Source organism: Pantoea sp. ICBG 1758 (assembly GCF_002928325.1).
GTDB lineage: Bacteria > Pseudomonadota > Gammaproteobacteria > Enterobacterales > Enterobacteriaceae > Pantoea > Pantoea eucrina.
This window is the reverse complement of sequence record NZ_POWL01000008.1, coordinates 75,747-92,813: the sequence shown is the minus strand read 5'-3', so window position 1 is coordinate 92,813 and position 17,067 is coordinate 75,747. Positions and strand designations below refer to the sequence as shown.

The 17,067-nt window shown below is 56.5% G+C and carries 18 protein-coding genes; 14 read left to right on the top strand and 4 right to left on the bottom strand.

The genetic code is table 11. The features are described from left to right. Positions 1-164: 164 nt before the first annotated feature. The gene (gene metJ, locus C1Y41_RS18565; RefSeq protein WP_065648453.1) at positions 165-482 is read left to right on the top strand and encodes a met regulon transcriptional regulator MetJ; all 318 of its coding nucleotides are present in this window, start codon (positions 165-167) and stop codon (positions 480-482) included. Positions 483-555: 73 nt separating this feature from the next. On the opposite strand, the gene rpmE is transcribed toward metJ, so the two are convergent. Continuing rightward, the gene (gene rpmE, locus C1Y41_RS18560; protein WP_039381182.1) at positions 556-771 is read right to left on the bottom strand and encodes a 50S ribosomal protein L31; all 216 of its coding nucleotides are present in this window, start codon (positions 769-771) and stop codon (positions 556-558) included. 221 nt (positions 772-992) lie between these two features. Between rpmE and priA the strand changes: the two genes are divergently transcribed. The 6 genes from priA to rraA all read left to right on the top strand — a co-directional run bounded on the left by priA (position 993) and on the right by rraA (position 8,236). Beyond that, on the top strand, positions 993-3,191 hold the full coding sequence (gene priA / locus C1Y41_RS18555) for a primosomal protein N' (RefSeq protein ID WP_039381185.1): 2,199 nt from the start codon (positions 993-995) through the stop codon (positions 3,189-3,191). A 164-nt stretch (positions 3,192-3,355) separates the two neighbouring features. After that, positions 3,356-4,387: a DNA-binding transcriptional regulator CytR gene (cytR, locus tag C1Y41_RS18550; protein WP_039381188.1), complete on the top strand. Its 1,032-nt coding sequence runs from the start codon at positions 3,356-3,358 to the stop codon at positions 4,385-4,387. Between the two features lie 210 nt (positions 4,388-4,597). After that, positions 4,598-5,542, top strand: a complete 945-nt coding sequence (ftsN, locus tag C1Y41_RS18545; RefSeq protein ID WP_094111627.1) for a cell division protein FtsN — start codon at positions 4,598-4,600, stop codon at positions 5,540-5,542. 176 nt (positions 5,543-5,718) lie between these two features. Beyond that, positions 5,719-6,249, top strand: a complete 531-nt coding sequence (hslV, locus tag C1Y41_RS18540; RefSeq protein ID WP_071668633.1) for an ATP-dependent protease subunit HslV — start codon at positions 5,719-5,721, stop codon at positions 6,247-6,249. An 11-nt stretch (positions 6,250-6,260) separates the two neighbouring features. After that, positions 6,261-7,595 carry an HslU--HslV peptidase ATPase subunit gene (gene hslU / locus C1Y41_RS18535; RefSeq protein ID WP_039381194.1) on the top strand — a complete coding sequence of 445 codons (1,335 nt, stop codon included), beginning with the start codon at positions 6,261-6,263 and terminating at the stop codon, positions 7,593-7,595. A 155-nt stretch (positions 7,596-7,750) separates the two neighbouring features. Further along, on the top strand, positions 7,751-8,236 hold the full coding sequence (rraA, locus tag C1Y41_RS18530) for a ribonuclease E activity regulator RraA (RefSeq protein WP_039381195.1): 486 nt from the start codon (positions 7,751-7,753) through the stop codon (positions 8,234-8,236). A gap of 51 nt (positions 8,237-8,287) precedes the next feature. On the opposite strand, the gene zapB is transcribed toward rraA, so the two are convergent. Further along, positions 8,288-8,527, bottom strand: a complete 240-nt coding sequence (gene zapB, locus C1Y41_RS18525; protein ID WP_039381198.1) for a cell division protein ZapB — start codon at positions 8,525-8,527, stop codon at positions 8,288-8,290. A 407-nt stretch (positions 8,528-8,934) separates the two neighbouring features. Between zapB and C1Y41_RS18520 the strand changes: the two genes are divergently transcribed. The 3 genes from C1Y41_RS18520 (at position 8,935) to glpX (ending at position 12,432) form a co-directional block, all read left to right on the top strand. Further along, positions 8,935-9,783: an MIP/aquaporin family protein gene (locus tag C1Y41_RS18520; protein ID WP_039381201.1), complete on the top strand. Its 849-nt coding sequence runs from the start codon at positions 8,935-8,937 to the stop codon at positions 9,781-9,783. A 29-nt stretch (positions 9,784-9,812) separates the two neighbouring features. After that, positions 9,813-11,324 (top strand): glycerol kinase GlpK, encoded by a 1,512-nt coding sequence (gene glpK / locus C1Y41_RS18515; protein WP_039381204.1) that lies wholly within the window; start codon positions 9,813-9,815, stop codon positions 11,322-11,324. A 97-nt stretch (positions 11,325-11,421) separates the two neighbouring features. Then, positions 11,422-12,432 (top strand): class II fructose-bisphosphatase, encoded by a 1,011-nt coding sequence (glpX, locus tag C1Y41_RS18510; protein WP_071668634.1) that lies wholly within the window; start codon positions 11,422-11,424, stop codon positions 12,430-12,432. On the opposite strand, the gene emrD is transcribed toward glpX, so the two are convergent. Then, positions 12,422-13,618 carry a multidrug efflux MFS transporter EmrD gene (emrD, locus tag C1Y41_RS18505; RefSeq protein WP_039381210.1) on the bottom strand — a complete coding sequence of 399 codons (1,197 nt, stop codon included), beginning with the start codon at positions 13,616-13,618 and terminating at the stop codon, positions 12,422-12,424. The two genes, glpX and emrD, sit on opposite strands and share 11 nt — an antisense overlap. On the opposite strand from emrD, the gene C1Y41_RS18500 reads away from it, so the two are divergent. From C1Y41_RS18500 to tpiA, 4 genes are all read left to right on the top strand, one after another. After that, entirely contained in the window at positions 13,617-13,844 is a 228-nt protein-coding gene (locus tag C1Y41_RS18500) for a hypothetical protein (RefSeq protein WP_104086060.1), read from the top strand. The two genes, emrD and C1Y41_RS18500, sit on opposite strands and share 2 nt — an antisense overlap. 59 nt (positions 13,845-13,903) lie before the next feature. Further along, complete coding sequence (gene fpr, locus C1Y41_RS18495) at positions 13,904-14,650, top strand: ferredoxin--NADP(+) reductase (RefSeq protein ID WP_104086059.1); 747 nt, start codon at positions 13,904-13,906, stop codon at positions 14,648-14,650. A gap of 103 nt (positions 14,651-14,753) precedes the next feature. Beyond that, positions 14,754-15,341, top strand: a complete 588-nt coding sequence (locus C1Y41_RS18490) for a YiiQ family protein (protein WP_039381214.1) — start codon at positions 14,754-14,756, stop codon at positions 15,339-15,341. Positions 15,342-15,462: 121 nt separating this feature from the next. Further along, entirely contained in the window at positions 15,463-16,230 is a 768-nt protein-coding gene (gene tpiA, locus C1Y41_RS18485; protein ID WP_039381215.1) for a triose-phosphate isomerase, read from the top strand. A 52-nt stretch (positions 16,231-16,282) separates the two neighbouring features. On the opposite strand, the gene C1Y41_RS18480 is transcribed toward tpiA, so the two are convergent. Next, positions 16,283-17,038, bottom strand: coding sequence for a CDP-diacylglycerol diphosphatase (locus C1Y41_RS18480; RefSeq protein ID WP_094111631.1), 756 nt, complete (start codon positions 17,036-17,038; stop codon positions 16,283-16,285). Positions 17,039-17,067: the final 29 nt, after the last annotated feature.

The window sequence follows — 17,067 nt, the reverse complement described above, 5'->3', positions numbered from 1 at the left end:
CGAATAACCGCTAAAATTATAGGTTATTGCCTGCTGAGCAGCGCATGCGCTTCATTAACGCGGCGCTGAAGCACAAAATCCACGGCGCAGGCGGTCAGGCACGCAAAAATCGGGCATAATCCACGGATCATCCCCTATAACACTTTTATTAATTAAGGTAACTCATGGCTGAATGGAACGGCGAATATATCAGCCCGTACGCTGAGCACGGTAAAAAAAGCGAGCAGGTTAAAAAAATAACGGTTTCTATCCCGCTGAAAGTGCTTAAAATTTTAACCGATGAGCGTACACGTCGTCAGGTGAACAATCTGCGTCACGCCACGAACAGTGAGCTGCTGTGTGAAGCTTTTTTGCACGCGTTTACCGGTCAGCCTCTGCCCGACGACGTTGACCTGCGCAAAGAGCGCAGCGATGAGATCCCGGAAGAAGCGAAGCAGATTATGCGCGAGATGGGCATCGACCCGGATAGCTGGGAATATTAAATTCTGGTATAAAAAAACCCAGCCGAGGCTGGGTTTTCTTTTGCATCCGGGATAACCCGGCGGCAAATAAATCTTATTTTTTGCTGCCCGGAATGCTGAAACGCTTGTTGAAGCGATCAACGCGGCCGCCGGTGTCAACAACACGCTGCTTACCAGTATAGAACGGGTGGCATTTGCCGCACACGTCCAGGTTCAGGTCGTGGTTCATGGTAGAACGGGTGTTGATCACGTTACCGCAAGAGCACGTGATGGTCACTGCTTCGTACTTCGGGTGAATACCTTGTTTCATGGGAAAACCTCATAAAAGGCCGTGTCGCTCTCCATGCCAGGCGAACCTGCACAGCACCACACGCGGTTGAACATTATATGTATCTCTGACGAGCTATCTCACCAGAGGCGGCATAGTATACAGAATTTAACCGCCCGAGGCAAACATTGCTCAGCCATACACGCCTGCGGCCCCAGCGTGTACACTACCGTCCCTGATTACAGAACTGGATAGAGATCGCAATGTCCGTCGTAAAGGTTGCCCTGCCCGTCCCGCTACCGCGCCTGTTTGATTATCTGCTCCCTGCTGACGCTGCGCAGCCGGCAACCGGCAGTCGCGTCAGCGTGCCTTTTGGCAACCGTAAGCTGACTGGCATTGTGACCGGCGTGACCGAAAGCAGCGATCTGCCGCTGAAGCAGCTGAAACCGATAGAAGCCGTGCTGGATGACAGCAGTCTGTTTTCGCCCGCGCTGTGGCGCATCCTCAACTGGGCGGCCGGTTACTATCATTCACCCGTCGGGGAAGTGCTGAGTCATGCGTTACCGGTTCTGCTCCGCCAGGGGAAACCGGCACAGGAAGCGCCGCTGTGGCAGTGGGCGATCACGGAGGCCGGACGGGAAGTGGCGCCGGAAAGTCTGAAGCGTGCACCAAAGCAGCAGCAGGCGCTGGCCGCGCTGCGTCAGCAACCGCTCTATCGTCATCAGGTAAACGAACAGAGCTTTAACGACGCCGCTCTGCAGGCGCTCAGAGCCAAAGGGCTGTGCGAGCTGCGCGAGCATGCGCCATCTGCCGCGGACTGGCGGACGCATTTTGCCATTAAAGGCGAGCGTCTGCGGCTCAATACCGATCAGGCCATGGCCGTCGGGGCTATCCGGGCGGAAGACGATCGCTACGTTCCGTGGCTGCTGGCCGGGATCACCGGCTCCGGTAAAACCGAGGTCTATCTCACTATCCTGGAAAACATTCTGTCACGCGGCATGCAGGCACTGGTGCTGGTGCCGGAGATTGGCCTCACGCCGCAGACCATTGCGCGCTTCCGGGAACGTTTTGATGCCCCGATTGATGTGCTGCACTCTGCGCTGAATGACAGCGAAAGGCTGGCGGTCTGGCTGCGCGCCCGGCGCGGCGAAAGCGCGATTATTATTGGTACGCGCTCTGCGCTGTTCACCCCGCTGGCGCGGCCTGGCGTAATCATTATCGATGAAGAGCATGACAGCTCCTATAAACAGCAGGAGGGCTGGCGTTATCAGGCCCGCGATCTGGCGGTGTTTCGTGCACATGAAGAGAACATCCCGATTGTCATGGGTTCGGCCACACCCGCGCTGGAGACGCTGCATAACGTGCGCGTCGGCAAATACCGGCAGCTTAATCTCACCCAGCGCGCCGGTAATGCAAAGCCCGCTTTGCAGCAGCTGATCGATCTGAAAGGACAGCCGCTTAAGGGTGGTCTGGCGCCGGCGCTGCTCAGTAAAATGCGCCAGCACCTGCAGGCGGATAATCAGGTGCTGCTGTTTCTGAACCGGCGCGGCTTTTCACCGGCGCTGATGTGCCACGACTGCGGCTGGCTGGCGGAATGCCAGCGCTGCGACAGCTACTACACGCTGCACCAGCATCACCGCCAGCTGCGCTGCCACCATTGCGACAGCCAGCGTCCGCTGCCGCTGCAGTGTCCCGGCTGCGGTTCAACCCATCTGATGCCGGTTGGCGTAGGCACAGAACAGCTGGAGCAGCAGCTGGGCACGCTGTTTCCGGACGTGCCGGTTTCGCGCATCGATCGTGATACTACCAGCCGTAAAGGTGCGCTGGAGCAACATCTGGCGGATGTGCATCGCGGCGGCGCGCGTATTCTGGTGGGCACGCAGATGCTGGCAAAAGGCCATCATTTTCCTGATGTTACGCTGGTGTCGCTGCTGGACGTTGACGGCGCGCTCTTCTCGGCTGATTTTCGTGCCGCAGAACGTTTCGCGCAGCTCTATACCCAGGTTGCAGGTCGCGCCGGACGCGCCGGCAAACAGGGTGAAGTACTGCTGCAGACGCACCATCCGGAGCATCCGTTGCTGCAGACGCTGCTGCATCGCGGCTACTTCGCCTTTGCTGACCAGGCGCTGCTTGAACGCCAGTCGGTGCAGCTGCCGCCCTGGACCAGCCACGCGCTATTTCGTGCCGAAGATATGGATAATCAGCAGGCTGCCGCTTTTCTCGTCCAGCTGCGTAATCTGCTGGAGGCGAGCCCGCTAAAAGATGAAGCCACCTGGCTGATGGGCCCGGTGCCGGCGCTGGCGCCAAAACGCAGCGGTCGGTGGCGCTGGCAGCTGCTGCTGCAGCATCCGTCACGCAAACGCCTGCAGCAGTTATTAAGCAGTTCGCTGCCGCTGCTGAGCACATTGCCCGCTGCACGCAAAGTAAAATGGACGCTGGATATCGATCCCGGCGAGAGCTGATGGCATCCGCATCTGCGAGCCAGATCGAAAAAAGTCGAACAAGTCACAGTTTTTATGCAAATTAAGTAACAGCCCTGCCCGCCAATGCGTTATCAATAGGATCACCCGGCCAGGACCGGCCCTTGCAGACAAACTGTACGCTGTATCACGCCAGGAGTAACACGTTGGACCCGAAGCAAACTTCATCTGCTGCCACGATGAAAGATGTGGCTGAGCACGCAGGCGTCTCTACGGCGACCGTTTCCCGGGCGCTGATGAATCCGGAGAAAGTGTCAGCCGCAACCCGGCAAAAAGTCGAGCAGGCGGTCATTGCGACAGGCTATGCATCGCATGGCCTGTCGCGCAATGCCAGACGCAATGAAACCCGGACTATCCTGGTGATTGTGCCCGATATCTGCGATCCCTTTTTTAGCGAAATTATCCGCGGCATTGAGGTCACCGCCGCGCAGCAGGGGTACCTGGTGCTGATTGGCGACTGCGCGCATCAGGATCATCAGGAAAAAACCTTTCTTGATCTGATGCTGACGCGACAGATTGACGGCATGGTGCTGCTGGGTTCACAGCTGCCGTTTGACGCCGATCCTGAAGCGCTGCGCAGCCTGCCGCCCATGGTTATGGGAAATGAATTCGCGCCGGAGATGGCGCTGCCCACCGTGCACATTGACAACCTGACCGCGGCGTTTGAAGCCGTTAACCATTTGCTGCAGCTCGGGCATCGTCGTATCGCCTGTATTACCGGGCCTGAAGCGGTTCCGCTCAGCCAGTATCGGCTGCAGGGTTATATTCAGGCGCTGCGCCGCAGCAGCATCCCCGTTGAACCGATGTTTATCGTACGCGGTGATTTCTCGTTTGAAGCCGGTGCCCGCGCCCTGAAACAGCTGATGAGTCTGCCGCAGCCCCCGGAAGCGCTATTCTGTCACAGCGATCTGATGGCGCTGGGCGCCATGAATCAGGCGCGCAAACTGGGGATGCGCATTCCGCAGGATCTCTCCATCGTTGGCTTTGATGATATTGAGCTGGCGCGCTATTACGAACCGCCCCTGACTACCGTGGCGCAGCCGCGCTTTGATATTGGCCGCGAAGCGATGCTGCTGCTGCTGGATGAGCTGCAGGGCAAGCGGGTAAATAATGGTTCGCGCCTGCTGGATGCAGAACTGCGCGTGCGCGGCAGTACAGCACCGGCTAAAAAGCGTTAGGTCACACGTGCCGCACTGCACATTTTCAGCAGATTCTGAAGGCAGACTCTGCTGGTCAAAGTTCGCACCCTTGAGTAACATGGCGCATTCATTGCCGGGCGGTTTACACCTCATTTATACCCGTCATTTTTCAAGCTGTAGCCAGGCTGGCTGCAACTCACACTGTTCAGGGTCTACGCCCGCAGGCATTTTGAAGGTATCAGGACGAAAGTGGCACAGAGAGATTATGTAGGCCGCGGGCGTTCAACAGGGACGCGTCGCAAAAAACCCGCCGGTCGCAGCAGCAGCAAAAAAAGCAAAGGCGGATCGGGTATATCGAAACTGATGGTAGTGCTCGCTGCCGCAGTACTGGTCACTTTTGCCGGTGGTTTATGGTTCATCGCGCACCATAAAAAAGAAGAGACACCGGTTATCCCGAATCATAAAGTTAGTGGTAATGGCCTGCCGCCCAAGCCGGAAGAGCGCTGGAAATACATCAAAGAGCTGGAAAACCGGCAAATTACGGTTCCCTCACCGACTGAGCCTTCAGCCGGCGGCGAAGTGCAGTCGCAGACGCAGCTGACCGATGAACAGCGCCAGCTGCTGGAGCAGATGCAGGCGGATATGCGCCAGCAGCCTACGCAGCTGAACGAAGTGCCGTGGAACGAGCAGACGCCGGCTCAGCGTCAGCAGACATTACAGCGTCAGCAGGTACAGCAGCAGCAACGTCAGCAGCAGATACAGGCACAGCAGCAGCAGTTGCTGCAGCAGCAGACTCAGCAACGACAACAGCAGCAACAGCAACGTCAGCAGCAGATACAGGCACAGCAGCAGCGTCAGCAGCAGTTGCAGGCTCAGCAGCGCCAGCAGCAGCAGCAGGCTGAACGACCGGCACCGGTACAGCAGGCAAAACCAGAAACCACCAAAGTGAAGCCGGAAGAGAAAGCCTCCACACAGCGCTGGATGGTGCAGTGTGGCTCCTTTAAAGGCAGCGATCAGGCGGAATCTGTGCGCGCCGGTCTCGCTTTTGAAGGTTTTGAAAGCCGTATCACGACCGGCGGCGGCTGGAATCGCGTGGTGATTGGTCCGTTTAAAGATCGGAGTAAAGCTGACAGTACCGTGAAGCGGCTGCACAGTTCCGGTCACGGCAGCTGTATTCCGCTCGCCCTGCCCTGATAGCCTGAGCCCTGCTCCCGGCCTCACTCTACCGCCGGGAGCAGGCGTAGCCGAATTAAGACAAACCCCATCGCCCTGAGGGGTTGAAACCTTCTTAACCCACCCCATATCTGTTTGCATGATACGCCGCGCCGGGTGCGCGGTGTCTTTTTTCAACTGCAACAAGGGGTCTGCCCGTGACAACAATAGTAAGTGTACGACGCAACGGCCGGGTCGTTATTGGTGGTGATGGCCAGGCAACGCTTGGCAACACCGTAATGAAAGGCAACGTCAAAAAAGTGCGTCGTCTTTACAACGATAAAGTGATTGCGGGCTTTGCGGGCGGCACTGCCGACGCCTTTACCCTGTTTGAACTGTTTGAGCGTAAGCTGGAAATGCATCAGGGTCATCTGGTTAAAGCCGCGGTTGAGCTGGCAAAAGACTGGCGGACCGATCGCATGCTGCGCCGTCTTGAAGCGCTGCTGGCGGTAGCGGATGAGAACTCTTCGCTGATCATCAGCGGTAACGGCGATGTTATTCAGCCGGAAAACGACCTGATAGCGATCGGCTCCGGCGGCCCCTACGCCCAGGCAGCGGCACGCGCGCTGCTGGAAAATACCGACATTGGTGCACACGATATTGTTGAGAAAGCGCTGAACATCGCCGGCGATATCTGTATCTACACCAACCATAATATTAACTACGAAGAATTACCGTCTAAGGCGTAAGGACCTGAATCATGTCTGAGATGACTCCACGCGAGATTGTCAGCGAGCTTAATCGCTTTATCATCGGCCAGGACGGCGCTAAAAAAGCGGTTGCCATTGCGCTGCGTAACCGCTGGCGCCGCATGCAGCTTGACGAAGAGCTGCGCCACGAAGTGACCCCGAAAAATATCCTGATGATTGGCCCGACCGGCGTCGGTAAAACCGAAATTGCCCGTCGTCTGGCGAAGCTGGCCAACGCCCCGTTCATTAAAGTTGAAGCGACAAAATTCACCGAAGTTGGCTATGTCGGTAAAGAGGTCGATTCGATTATCCGCGATCTGACCGACTCCGCCATCAAAATGGTGCGCAGCCAGGCGATTGAAAAGAATAAATATCGTGCTGAAGAGATGGCCGAGGAGCGCATTCTCGACGTGCTGATCCCACCGGCTAAAAACAACTGGGGCCAGCCAGAGCAGAACGCCGAGCCATCAGCTGCGCGTCAGTCTTTCCGCAAAAAACTGCGCGAAGGCCAGCTGGATGATAAAGAGATTGAGATCGACCTTGCCGCCGCGCCGGCTGGCGTAGAGATCATGGCGCCTCCGGGCATGGAAGAGATGACCAGCCAGCTGCAGTCCATGTTTCAGAACCTGGGCGGTCAGAAACAGAAGCCGCGCAAGCTCAAGATCAAAGATGCCATGAAGCTGCTGATTGAAGAAGAAGCGGCAAAACTGGTTAACCCGGAAGAGCTGAAGCAGGACGCTATCGACGCGGTAGAGCAGCACGGTATCGTGTTTATCGATGAGATCGACAAAATCTGTAAGCGCGGCGGCCAGTCTTCTGGTCCGGACGTTTCACGCGAAGGCGTGCAGCGCGATCTGCTGCCGCTGGTTGAGGGCTGTACCGTTTCGACTAAGCACGGCATGGTTAAAACCGACCATATCCTGTTTATCGCCTCCGGCGCATTCCAGGTAGCCAGCCCGTCCGATCTGATCCCGGAACTGCAGGGTCGTCTGCCGATTCGCGTTGAGCTGCAGGCGCTGACCGTGAACGACTTCGAGCGCATCCTTACTGAGCCTAACGCTTCCGTCACCGTGCAGTACAAAGCGCTGATGGGTACGGAAGGCGTTAATGTGGACTTCACCGAGGATGGTATCCGCCGGATTGCTGAAGCAGCCTGGCAGGTTAATGAGACCACTGAAAATATCGGTGCACGCCGCCTGCATACTGTACTGGAGCGTCTGATGGAAGATATCTCCTATGACGCCAGCGATCGCCACGGTGAGTCCATTACCATCGACGCTGAGTATGTCGGCAAGCATCTGGATGTACTGGTCGCAGACGAAGATCTCAGCCGCTTCATCCTGTAACACCCTTCTGATCGTTTCTGCTGCCCGGCCACTGCGCCGGGCATTTTTTTGCGCAGCATATTGATGCGGCGCTGCTTTTTGCCGGTGATGATTTTGCCAACACTCTTCAGATAGCGATATACTTATCTTTCCTGTGGCAAACAGACGGCATCCTTATGAAATACGATACATCTGAACTCTGTGACATCTACCATGAAGAAGTGAATGTGGTTGAACCACTTTTTTCCAACTTCGGTGGACGCACCTCATTCGGTGGGCAGATTACCACAGTCAAATGTTTTGAAGACAACGGCCTGCTTTACGACCTGCTTGAAGAGAACGGGCGTGGACGAGTGCTGCTGGTAGATGGCGGTGGCTCGGTACGTCGTGCGCTGGTGGATGCCCAGCTGGCGCGGCTTGCGGCGCAAAATGAGTGGGAAGGTCTGGTCGTTTACGGCTCGGTGCGGCAGGTTGATGAACTGGAAGAGCTGGAAATTGGCATCCAGGCGATTGCCGCTATCCCCGCTGGGGCGGCCGGTGAAGGCATTGGTGAGAGCGACGTACGCGTAAACTTTGGCGGCGTAACCTTTTTCTCCGGCGATCATCTCTATGCGGATAACACGGGCATCATTCTGTCAGAAGATGCGCTTGATATTGAGTAAACCGCAAACAAAAACGGGTGCCTGAGCACCCGCAGGTTTAAGCGCAGGTGCTTAAACCTCTTCCATTTTTCCCAGCAGTGCCCGCAGACGTTCCTGCCAGACATGCTGCTCTTCCTTCAGATGCTGATTTTCACGCGCCAGCGCGTCCTGATTGCCGGAAGCCTGGCTCACTTCGTTTTTCAGCGTATTGTTCTGCTCTTTCAGCTCTTCAATTTCCATTTGCAGCAGCGTGATGGTATCAATCGCCTGCTGTACTTTCGCTTCCAGTTTCTCAAATACTTCAAATGACATCGTTCTGACCTCTCCTAAAACTCGCAAGGCGTTGATGAAGCTGTAGCTGCCTCAATAAAGACGCATACAGCCATGTTGTCCCGATTGTATGTAGCCAAACCCGGCAAGTCCAGCGGCACGGGGCATTGGCGGCCAGTCTGTAACACTTTTCAGCTAATGCTTAAAAAATAAACCCGTTGCCAGTCATGATGCGCTAAGTGCGTTAAGAGGCAGATTAATTGGCCTTAAAGAAAGGTAAAAGACGCGAAAACGCGCATTTTTATGACGCAGTACACAGAATTCAATTTCGCTATTTCTCGTTTATGTTCGTTAACGATAAATTCACATCAACCCTACATTAGCGCTGGGCGACTCAGGGATTGAGAACAAAAACTGATAACATTTAACCTCGCTTCAGGAATTCCATTATGAGTCAGACAACGAACACACTCAAAGGTCAATGTATCGCCGAGTTTCTCGGCACCGGTTTGATTATCTTTTTTGGCGCGGGCTGTGTGGCTGCGCTGAAGCTGGCCGGTGCGGCATTCGGTCAGTGGGAAATCTGCATCATCTGGGGTCTGGCTGTTTCGATGGCTGTCTATCTGAGTGCGGGCGTCTCCGGCGCGCATCTCAATCCGGCGGTCACCGTGGCGCTCTGCCTGTTTGCTAATTTTGAAGGGCGTAAAGTTTTACCTTACATTCTGGCGCAGGTTGCCGGCGCCTTCTGTGCCGCTGCACTGGTATACGGCCTTTATTACAATCTGTTTTTCGATTATGAAGCGAGCCATCAAATGGTGCGTGGCAGCGTGCAGAGCCTCGACCTGGCGGGTATCTTCTCAACTTATCCTAATCCGCACATCACGGTTGGTCAGGCATTCCTGGTAGAGATGGTCATCACTGCTGTACTGATGGCGGTTATCATGGCGCTGACTGACGATGGCAACGGCGTACCGCGCGGCCCGCTGGCTCCGCTGCTGATTGGTCTGCTGGTTGCTATTATCGGTGGTTCGATGGGTCCCCTGACCGGCTTTGCACTCAACCCGGCACGTGACTTTGGACCAAAACTGTTTGCCTTTATCGCTGGCTGGGGTGACGTAGCCTTCACCGGCGGTAAAGATATTCCTTACTTCCTGGTGCCTGTGTTTGGTCCGCTGGTGGGTGCATGTCTGGGTGCCTTTAGCTATCGTGCGCTGATTGGTCGCCACCTGCCGGTAAATATCGCAGAAACCAGCAAAACAGAAAAACCTGTAGCGCGCGCTGAACAGCGTAAAGCGTAAGTTTCACTCTTAATCATCAGGAAATTATTATGACTACGCCAGATAAAAAATATATTGTCGCGCTCGATCAGGGTACCACCAGCTCCCGTGCCGTCGTACTCGATCATGATGCCAATATCGTCGCCGTTTCACAGCGTGAGTTCACGCAGATCTACCCGAAAGCGGGCTGGGTTGAGCATGACCCGATGGATATCTGGGCTTCACAGAGCTCAACGCTGGTGGAAGTGCTGGCACACGCTGACATTAACTCCGATCAGATCGCCGCTATCGGTATCACTAACCAGCGTGAAACCGCCATCGTCTGGGATAAAGAGACCGGCAAACCTATCTACAATGCCATTGTCTGGCAGGATCCGCGCACCGCTGACTACTGTAATAAGCTGAAGAAAGAGGGACTGGAAGAGTATATCCAGCACACCACAGGTCTGGTGATTAACCCTTACTTTTCCGGCACCAAAGTGAAATGGATCCTCGATCACGTCGAAGGCGCACGCGAGCGTGCGAAACGCGGCGAGCTGCTGTTTGGTACCGTGGATACCTGGCTGGTCTGGAAGATGACGCAGGGCCGTGTGCATATCACTGACCATACCAACGCCTCGCGTACCATGATGTATAACATCCACAAGCTGGAGTGGGATGCACGCATGCTGGAGATCCTCGACATTCCGCGCGAAATGCTGCCGGAAGTTAAAGGCTCTTCTGAAATTTATGGTCAGACCAACATTGGCGGTAAAGGCGGCACGCGTATTCCGATCGCCGGGATTGCGGGTGATCAGCAGGCGGCCCTGTATGGCCAGCTCTGCGTACAGCCTGGCATGGCGAAAAATACCTACGGTACCGGCTGCTTTATGCTGATGAATACCGGTACTGAAGCGGTAACCTCTACCCACGGCCTGCTGACCACTATCGCCTGCGGCCCGCGTGGCGAAGTGAACTATGCGCTGGAAGGTGCCGTATTTATCGGCGGCGCCTCGATTCAGTGGCTGCGCGACGAAATGAAGCTGATCAACGACTCCACCGATTCAGAATATTTTGCGCTGAAAGTTAAAGATACGAACGGCGTCTATATGGTGCCGGCATTTACCGGCCTGGGCGCGCCTTACTGGGACCCCTATGCCCGTGGTGCTATCTTCGGCCTGACGCGCGGTGCCAATGCCAACCACATTATCCGCGCGACGCTGGAGTCGATCGCCTATCAGACGCGCGATGTACTGGAAGCGATGCAGAACGACGCCGGCACCCGCCTGCAGTCGCTGCGCGTTGATGGCGGCGCAGTCGCGAACAACTTCCTGATGCAGTTCCAGTCTGACATTCTCGGCACCCGCGTTGAACGTCCGGAAGTGCGTGAGGTCACGGCGCTGGGCGCAGCCTATCTGGCAGGCCTGGCCGTCGGCTTCTGGAACGATCTGGACGAGGTGCGTGCTAAAGCCGTCGTGGAACGCGAATTCCGCCCTGGCATCGAAACCACTGAGCGCAACCTGCGTTACGCGGGCTGGCAGAAAGCGGTTGCCCGTGCCAAAGCCTGGGAAGACGAAGCGTAAGTAACCCCCTGCCCGCGGTCCGTGCCGCGGGTTTCCCCCTCTCTCGCTTTTACCTCTGTGCTACACTGCCCGCCTGTTTTTCTGTCAGGTGCAAACCATGAAACGCGAACTCGCAATTGAATTTTCCCGTGTCACTGAAGCGGCAGCGCTGGCTGGCTATCGCTGGTTAGGACGTGGCGATAAAAATGCGGCCGACGGCGCCGCCGTTAACGCCATGCGCATTATGCTCAACACCATCAACATTGATGGCCGCATCGTTATCGGTGAAGGCGAAATTGATGAGGCGCCGATGCTCTATATCGGCGAGCAGGTCGGCACCGGTCAGGGTGATGCCGTGGACATTGCGGTCGATCCGATTGAAGGCACGCGCATGACCGCTCTGGGCCAGGCTAACGCGCTGGCGGTGCTGGCAGTCGGCGATAAAGGCAGCTTTCTGCACGCACCAGATATGTACATGGAGAAGCTGATCGTCGGACCGGGAGCGCGCGGCGCTATCGACCTCAGTCTGCCGCTGGAAACCAATCTTAAAAATATCGCCATTGCGCTCGGTAAGCCGCTCGCGCAGCTGACGGTATCCATTCTGGCGAAGCCACGCCATGACGCAGTTATTGCCCAGCTGCAGGCGCTCGGCGTGCGCGTGTTTGCTTTTCCCGATGGCGATGTGGCCGCGTCGATCCTCACCTGTATGCCTGACAGTGAAGTCGATGTGCTGTATGGCATCGGCGGCGCGCCTGAAGGCGTCGTCTCGGCAGCCGTGATCCGCGCCATGGATGGTGACATGCAGGCACGCCTGCTGGCGCGGCATCAGGTTAAAGGAGAGAGCGAAGAGAATCGCCGGCTGGGCGAACAGGAGCTGTTGCGCTGCGCGGAAATGGGGATTGCGGTGGGCAGCGTGTTAACGCTGAATGAGATGGCGCGCAACGACAACGTGATTTTTGCGGCCACCGGCATCACCAGCGGCGATCTGCTGAAGGGCATTACCTGTAATGGCAATATCGCCACCAGCGAGACGCTGCTGGTACGCGGCAAGTCGCGTACCATTCGCCGCATCCAGTCGATCCACTATCTGGATCGCAAGGATACGGCGCTGCACCCGTTTATCCTGTAACCGTCTGCTTGCCGCTCTCGGGATGACGTGAGAGCGGCCACCAGCACAGCAGCATCACCAGCGACGTGACAAACATCAGCAGGCCAAGGCTGGACTGATCGTGCTGCGGTAGCAGGGCAGAGAGCCACGCGACCACTCCTGAGCCCAGGTTCTGCAGGCCGCCAATCAGCGCTCCGGCGCTGCCCGCCAGCCAGGCGTAAGGCTCCATGGCACCCGATGTTGCCAGCGGGAACAGCATGCCGGCACCGAAGAAAAACAGCGCCGCCGGCACCAGCAGCGTCCAGATATTCATTACGCCAAACCATGACGGGATCCACATCAGCAGGCCAGCCAGCAGGCAGCTGTTTACCCCATACCACATCAGCGTATGCCAGGAGGTCTCTTCCCGGCCGGCAAACCAGGCACCAAAAAAGGCGGCCGGAATAGGCAGAATAAACAGAATGCTGACGGTCAGGCCATCCAGTCCCAGTACGCCGCCCATCAGCACACCGCAGCTCGCTTCAAAGACGGCGATGCCCGCCAGCGCGCCCACCAGCAGCAGCAGATAACGGATAAAATTGCCGTCGCTCAGCAGCGTGGCGTAGCGGCGCAGAAAAGGCGTAGCCGGTGCATCGCCCGGCCGGGTTTCCGGCAGCCAGCGCGCCATAGATGCCGTAACGCCCAGGCACAGCAGCAGCAGAAAGGCGAAGCAGGCGTGCCAGCCAATCAGCCGGGTCAGCAGCGCACCTATTACCGGTGCCAGCAGCGGACTCACCAGGATGCCCATATTCAGCAGGCTGTTGGCCCGCCGCAGCGCGGTTCCGGCATACAGATCGCGCGGCATCGTGCGCGCCATAACGCCGGCAACGCCGGTGCCGAGCCCCTGGATAGCGCTGCCCAGCACCAGCATCTGCAGCGATGAGGCGAACAGCGCGATCAGCGCACCACAGGCAAAGATCGTCATGCCGGTAAGGATCACCGGGCGACGTCCGACGCTGTCCGAGAGCGGGCCGTAGATCAGCTGCGATCCGCCATAGGTGATCAGATAGGCCGCCATGACCTGCTGCATTGCGCCGCTGCGCACGTTGAGCGCTTCTGCCATCACTGCCATAGCGGGCACATAAATGGTTTGTGCCATCTGACCCACGGCCACCAGCACAATCAGCATGAATAACAGAAAACGGTTTTGAGTTTTATCGATCTGCATGGAACAAAATATCAGCCTGAAAAAAGAACGCGCCGGCAGCACTCAGGGTTCGCCGGCAGTAATGGCGGCAAAAATATCAGGATTACGTGGCAAATCGAGAGCTGAGCTGCAGGAAGCCAGGTTGCCAGCCGTCAACCTCCTGTACCAGACTGTAAACAGGTTGCTACAGGTAGTGATCTGTGCGGCGGATTTGTCGCAAAGAGCGCTTTCGCCGCCGCCGGGCTGACAAGCGCAGAGCGGGCTGGTAAAGATAGCGATAACCGGGAGAATTCAACAGGAGCACCTATGGCCGAGTGGATTAATGCAGAAGTTAAAGAGGTGAAAAACTGGACCGACGCGCTGTTCAGCCTGCGCGTTACTGCCCCTATCGATCGGTTTATCGCCGGGCAGTTTGCCAAACTGGCGCTGGAAATAGAGGGTGAGCGCGTGCAGCGCGCTTACTCCTACGTTAACGCCCCCGACGATCCGCTGCTGGAGTTTTATCTGGTCACCGTACCGGAGGGTAAACTCAGTCCGCGCCTGCAGGCGCTGCAGCCGGGTGATCACGTCATGCTGACCAAAGAGGCAGCCGGCTTTTTCACCCTGGATGAAATCCCTGACTGCCGCACCCTGTGGATGCTGGCGACCGGCACCGCCATCGGCCCCTACCTGTCAATTTTACAGCAGGGCGAAGGTCTGGATCGCTTTGACCATATTGTCCTGGTTCACGCTGCGCGCTATGCCAGCGACCTTAGCTTTCTGCCGCTGATGCAGACGCTGCAGCAGCGGTATGCGGGCAAGCTGCAGATTCAGACCGTGGTCAGCCGTGAAAACAGCCCGGGTTCGCTGCAGGGCCGGGTACCGCAGCTGATTGAGAGCGGTGAGCTGGAGCGTGCCGTGGGTCTGTCGCTCGACGCAGAGAGCAGCCACGTTATGCTGTGTGGTAATCCACAGATGGTGCGCGATACCCAGCAGCTGCTGAAAGAGAGCCGCGATATGCGCAAACATTTCAAACGCAAGCCGGGCCACATGACCAGCGAACACTACTGGTAAGGATGCCGTAACATCCCGCCACGCTTTTCACCGCGCGGATTTTGACTTTCGGCGGTAAAACCCGTTTTAATCTGCCATAAGTGAATGATTCAGGGCCGATGCAATGAAGAAACTGTCAGCCGCGCTGCTGCTTAGCTGCGCGCTGTCATCTCCCGCCCGGGCAGACGAGCCGCCACCCGATCGCAGTGCGCATCTGCCGGTGGCGCCTTATCTGCTGACGGGCGCGCCTGCGTTTGATATGACGATCGCGCAGTTTCGTGAAAGCTATAACGCGGCTAATCCTGCACTGCCGCTGCTGGAATATCGTGCAATAGACAATCGTGATGACAAGAGCCATCTGACGCGCGCAGCCAGCAAAATCAGCGAAACGCTTTACTCTTCCACCGCGCTGGAACAGGGCACCGGAAAGATTAAAACGCTGCAGATCACCTGGCTGCCGGTGCCGGGTCCGGAGATGAAGCAGGCTCAGCTGCAGGCGATGAATTATATGAGCGCTCTGCTGCGCTATTTCGTGCCGGGACTCTCGCCCGAAGAGGGACGCCAGAAGCTGGACGCGTTACTGAGCGCCGGCAAAGGCGTTCGCTATTTCAGCCGCACGGAGGGCGCACTGCGCTTTGTGGTGGCTGACAATGGCGACAAGGGCCTGACGTTTGCCGTAGAGCCGATTAAGCTCACGCTGGCTACTCCCTGATATCGCAGGCAGAAGTGACGAAAAGCAAAGCCAGCGCCCCTTTTGATCTCTATACTGTCTGGCAGACATCGCTGCCATGACGGCAGCGCTATTTCATGAATCGCGTAATGCGGAGGAACGAATGCGACATCCACTGGTTATGGGTAACTGGAAACTGAATGGCAGCAAGCAGATGACCGGCGAGCTGATTGAAGGTCTGCGTACCGCGCTGTCAGGCGTGGACGGCTGTGGTGTAGCGATTGCTCCACCGGCAATTTATCTGGATCAGGCAAAACATGCGATTTCCGGTAGCCACATTGCGCTGGGCGCGCAGAATGTCGATGTTAACCTTTCAGGTGCATTCACCGGTGAAACCTCCGCAGAGATGCTGAAAGATATCGGCGCAAAGTACATCATCATCGGTCACTCTGAGCGTCGCACTTATCACAAAGAGAGCGACGAATTTATCGCGAAGAAGTTTGCGGTGCTGAAAGAGGCAGGTCTGGTGCCGGTACTCTGCATCGGCGAAACCGAAGCGGAAAATGAAGCAGGCAAAACCGAAGAAGTGTGCGCGCGTCAGCTGGATGCCGTGCTGGAAACTCAGGGCGCAGCAGCGTTTGAAGGTGCAGTCATCGCCTATGAACCCGTCTGGGCTATCGGCACCGGCAAGTCGGCCACGCCAGCGCAGGCGCAGGCGGTGCACAAATTTATTCGCGATCATATTGCGAAGAAAGATGCCGCTGTCGCACAGCAGGTCATTATTCAGTATGGCGGCTCAGTAAACGATAAAAATGCGGCTGAACTCTTTACCCAGCCCGATATCGACGGGGCGCTGGTAGGCGGCGCATCGCTGAAAGCAGACGCCTTTGCCGTAATCGTAAAAGCGGCGGCAGCAGCGAAAAAAGCATAAGCTTTTTTATAACCTGTTTCAGGGCGGCCTTACGGCCGCCTTTTTTGTACATTTACTTATTGAGCAGCTGACACTGATAATCCTGGAGTTCGCCTGCCGATCCACCATTCAGCATCAGCCAGTTACGCTCCAGCGCCAGCAACGCTAATCGGCCATCCGGTAATGCTGTCAATGCCATCCCATAGTGCCCCATTTTTTCGCGCGCCCCTGCCACTTCTTTCGCCAGACGGATAAACGCACTTTGATTGAACAAGTGTGCTTCAGAGATTGCGCGAACCAGATAGCGATGCCGGTTTATTGTCACAGGCTGCCACGCGTCATGCAGGTGAGATGCCTGACTATCGAGCTGCTGACGCACCTCCGGACGCAGACAGGAGAGATGGATATGCAGCTGATTTTGAGAGCGTCCATACTGCGCATTGATCGCCAGAGAAAATGCGCTATCGCTGACTGGCTGACTGCCCTGAACCAGCAGATCGCGATGCTGCCAGGCAGCCGCGAAAAAGTTGGGCGTGTCCGGGTCCAGCAACACCGGACTTTCCATACCAGATATTTTTTCGATGGGCATCAACAGATAATGATGCGGGCCTTTAATATCTTTGTAGATAACATGACCCTGCCGGAGATTAACTTCTTTGCAAGGGGCTGGTTTGCTGTGTTGCGCCATAGCGGGCACACACTGTTCGCTTACAATCCGCCACAGCGCCTCGCCATTCCGGTAGTAATAAAAAATGGCTATGCTCAGCATGACAATAATGATAACCAGACTCCACACCAGGCCTGATAAAAACCGATTCCTTTCTTTCATAATCAATCCCTTAGCTACTGATGAAATGG

Bases quoted from the DNA above. Each gene is read 5' to 3' on its own strand.
- metJ (WP_065648453.1), top strand. From the start codon at position 165: ATGGCTGAATGGAACGGCGAATATATCAGCCCGTACGCTGAGCACGGT.
- rpmE (WP_039381182.1), bottom strand. From the start codon at position 771: ATGAAACAAGGTATTCACCCGAAGTACGAAGCAGTGACCATCACGTGC.
- priA (WP_039381185.1), top strand. From the start codon at position 993: ATGTCCGTCGTAAAGGTTGCCCTGCCCGTCCCGCTACCGCGCCTGTTT.
- hslU (WP_039381194.1), top strand. From the start codon at position 6,261: ATGTCTGAGATGACTCCACGCGAGATTGTCAGCGAGCTTAATCGCTTT.
- rraA (WP_039381195.1), top strand. From the start codon at position 7,751: ATGAAATACGATACATCTGAACTCTGTGACATCTACCATGAAGAAGTG.
- zapB (WP_039381198.1), bottom strand. From the start codon at position 8,527: ATGTCATTTGAAGTATTTGAGAAACTGGAAGCGAAAGTACAGCAGGCG.
- C1Y41_RS18520 (WP_039381201.1), top strand. From the start codon at position 8,935: ATGAGTCAGACAACGAACACACTCAAAGGTCAATGTATCGCCGAGTTT.
- glpK (WP_039381204.1), top strand. From the start codon at position 9,813: ATGACTACGCCAGATAAAAAATATATTGTCGCGCTCGATCAGGGTACC.
- glpX (WP_071668634.1), top strand. From the start codon at position 11,422: ATGAAACGCGAACTCGCAATTGAATTTTCCCGTGTCACTGAAGCGGCA.
- C1Y41_RS18500 (WP_104086060.1), top strand. From the start codon at position 13,617: ATGGAACAAAATATCAGCCTGAAAAAAGAACGCGCCGGCAGCACTCAG.
- emrD (WP_039381210.1), bottom strand. From the start codon at position 13,618: ATGCAGATCGATAAAACTCAAAACCGTTTTCTGTTATTCATGCTGATT.
- fpr (WP_104086059.1), top strand. From the start codon at position 13,904: ATGGCCGAGTGGATTAATGCAGAAGTTAAAGAGGTGAAAAACTGGACC.
- C1Y41_RS18490 (WP_039381214.1), top strand. From the start codon at position 14,754: ATGAAGAAACTGTCAGCCGCGCTGCTGCTTAGCTGCGCGCTGTCATCT.
- tpiA (WP_039381215.1), top strand. From the start codon at position 15,463: ATGCGACATCCACTGGTTATGGGTAACTGGAAACTGAATGGCAGCAAG.
- C1Y41_RS18480 (WP_094111631.1), bottom strand. From the start codon at position 17,038: ATGAAAGAAAGGAATCGGTTTTTATCAGGCCTGGTGTGGAGTCTGGTT.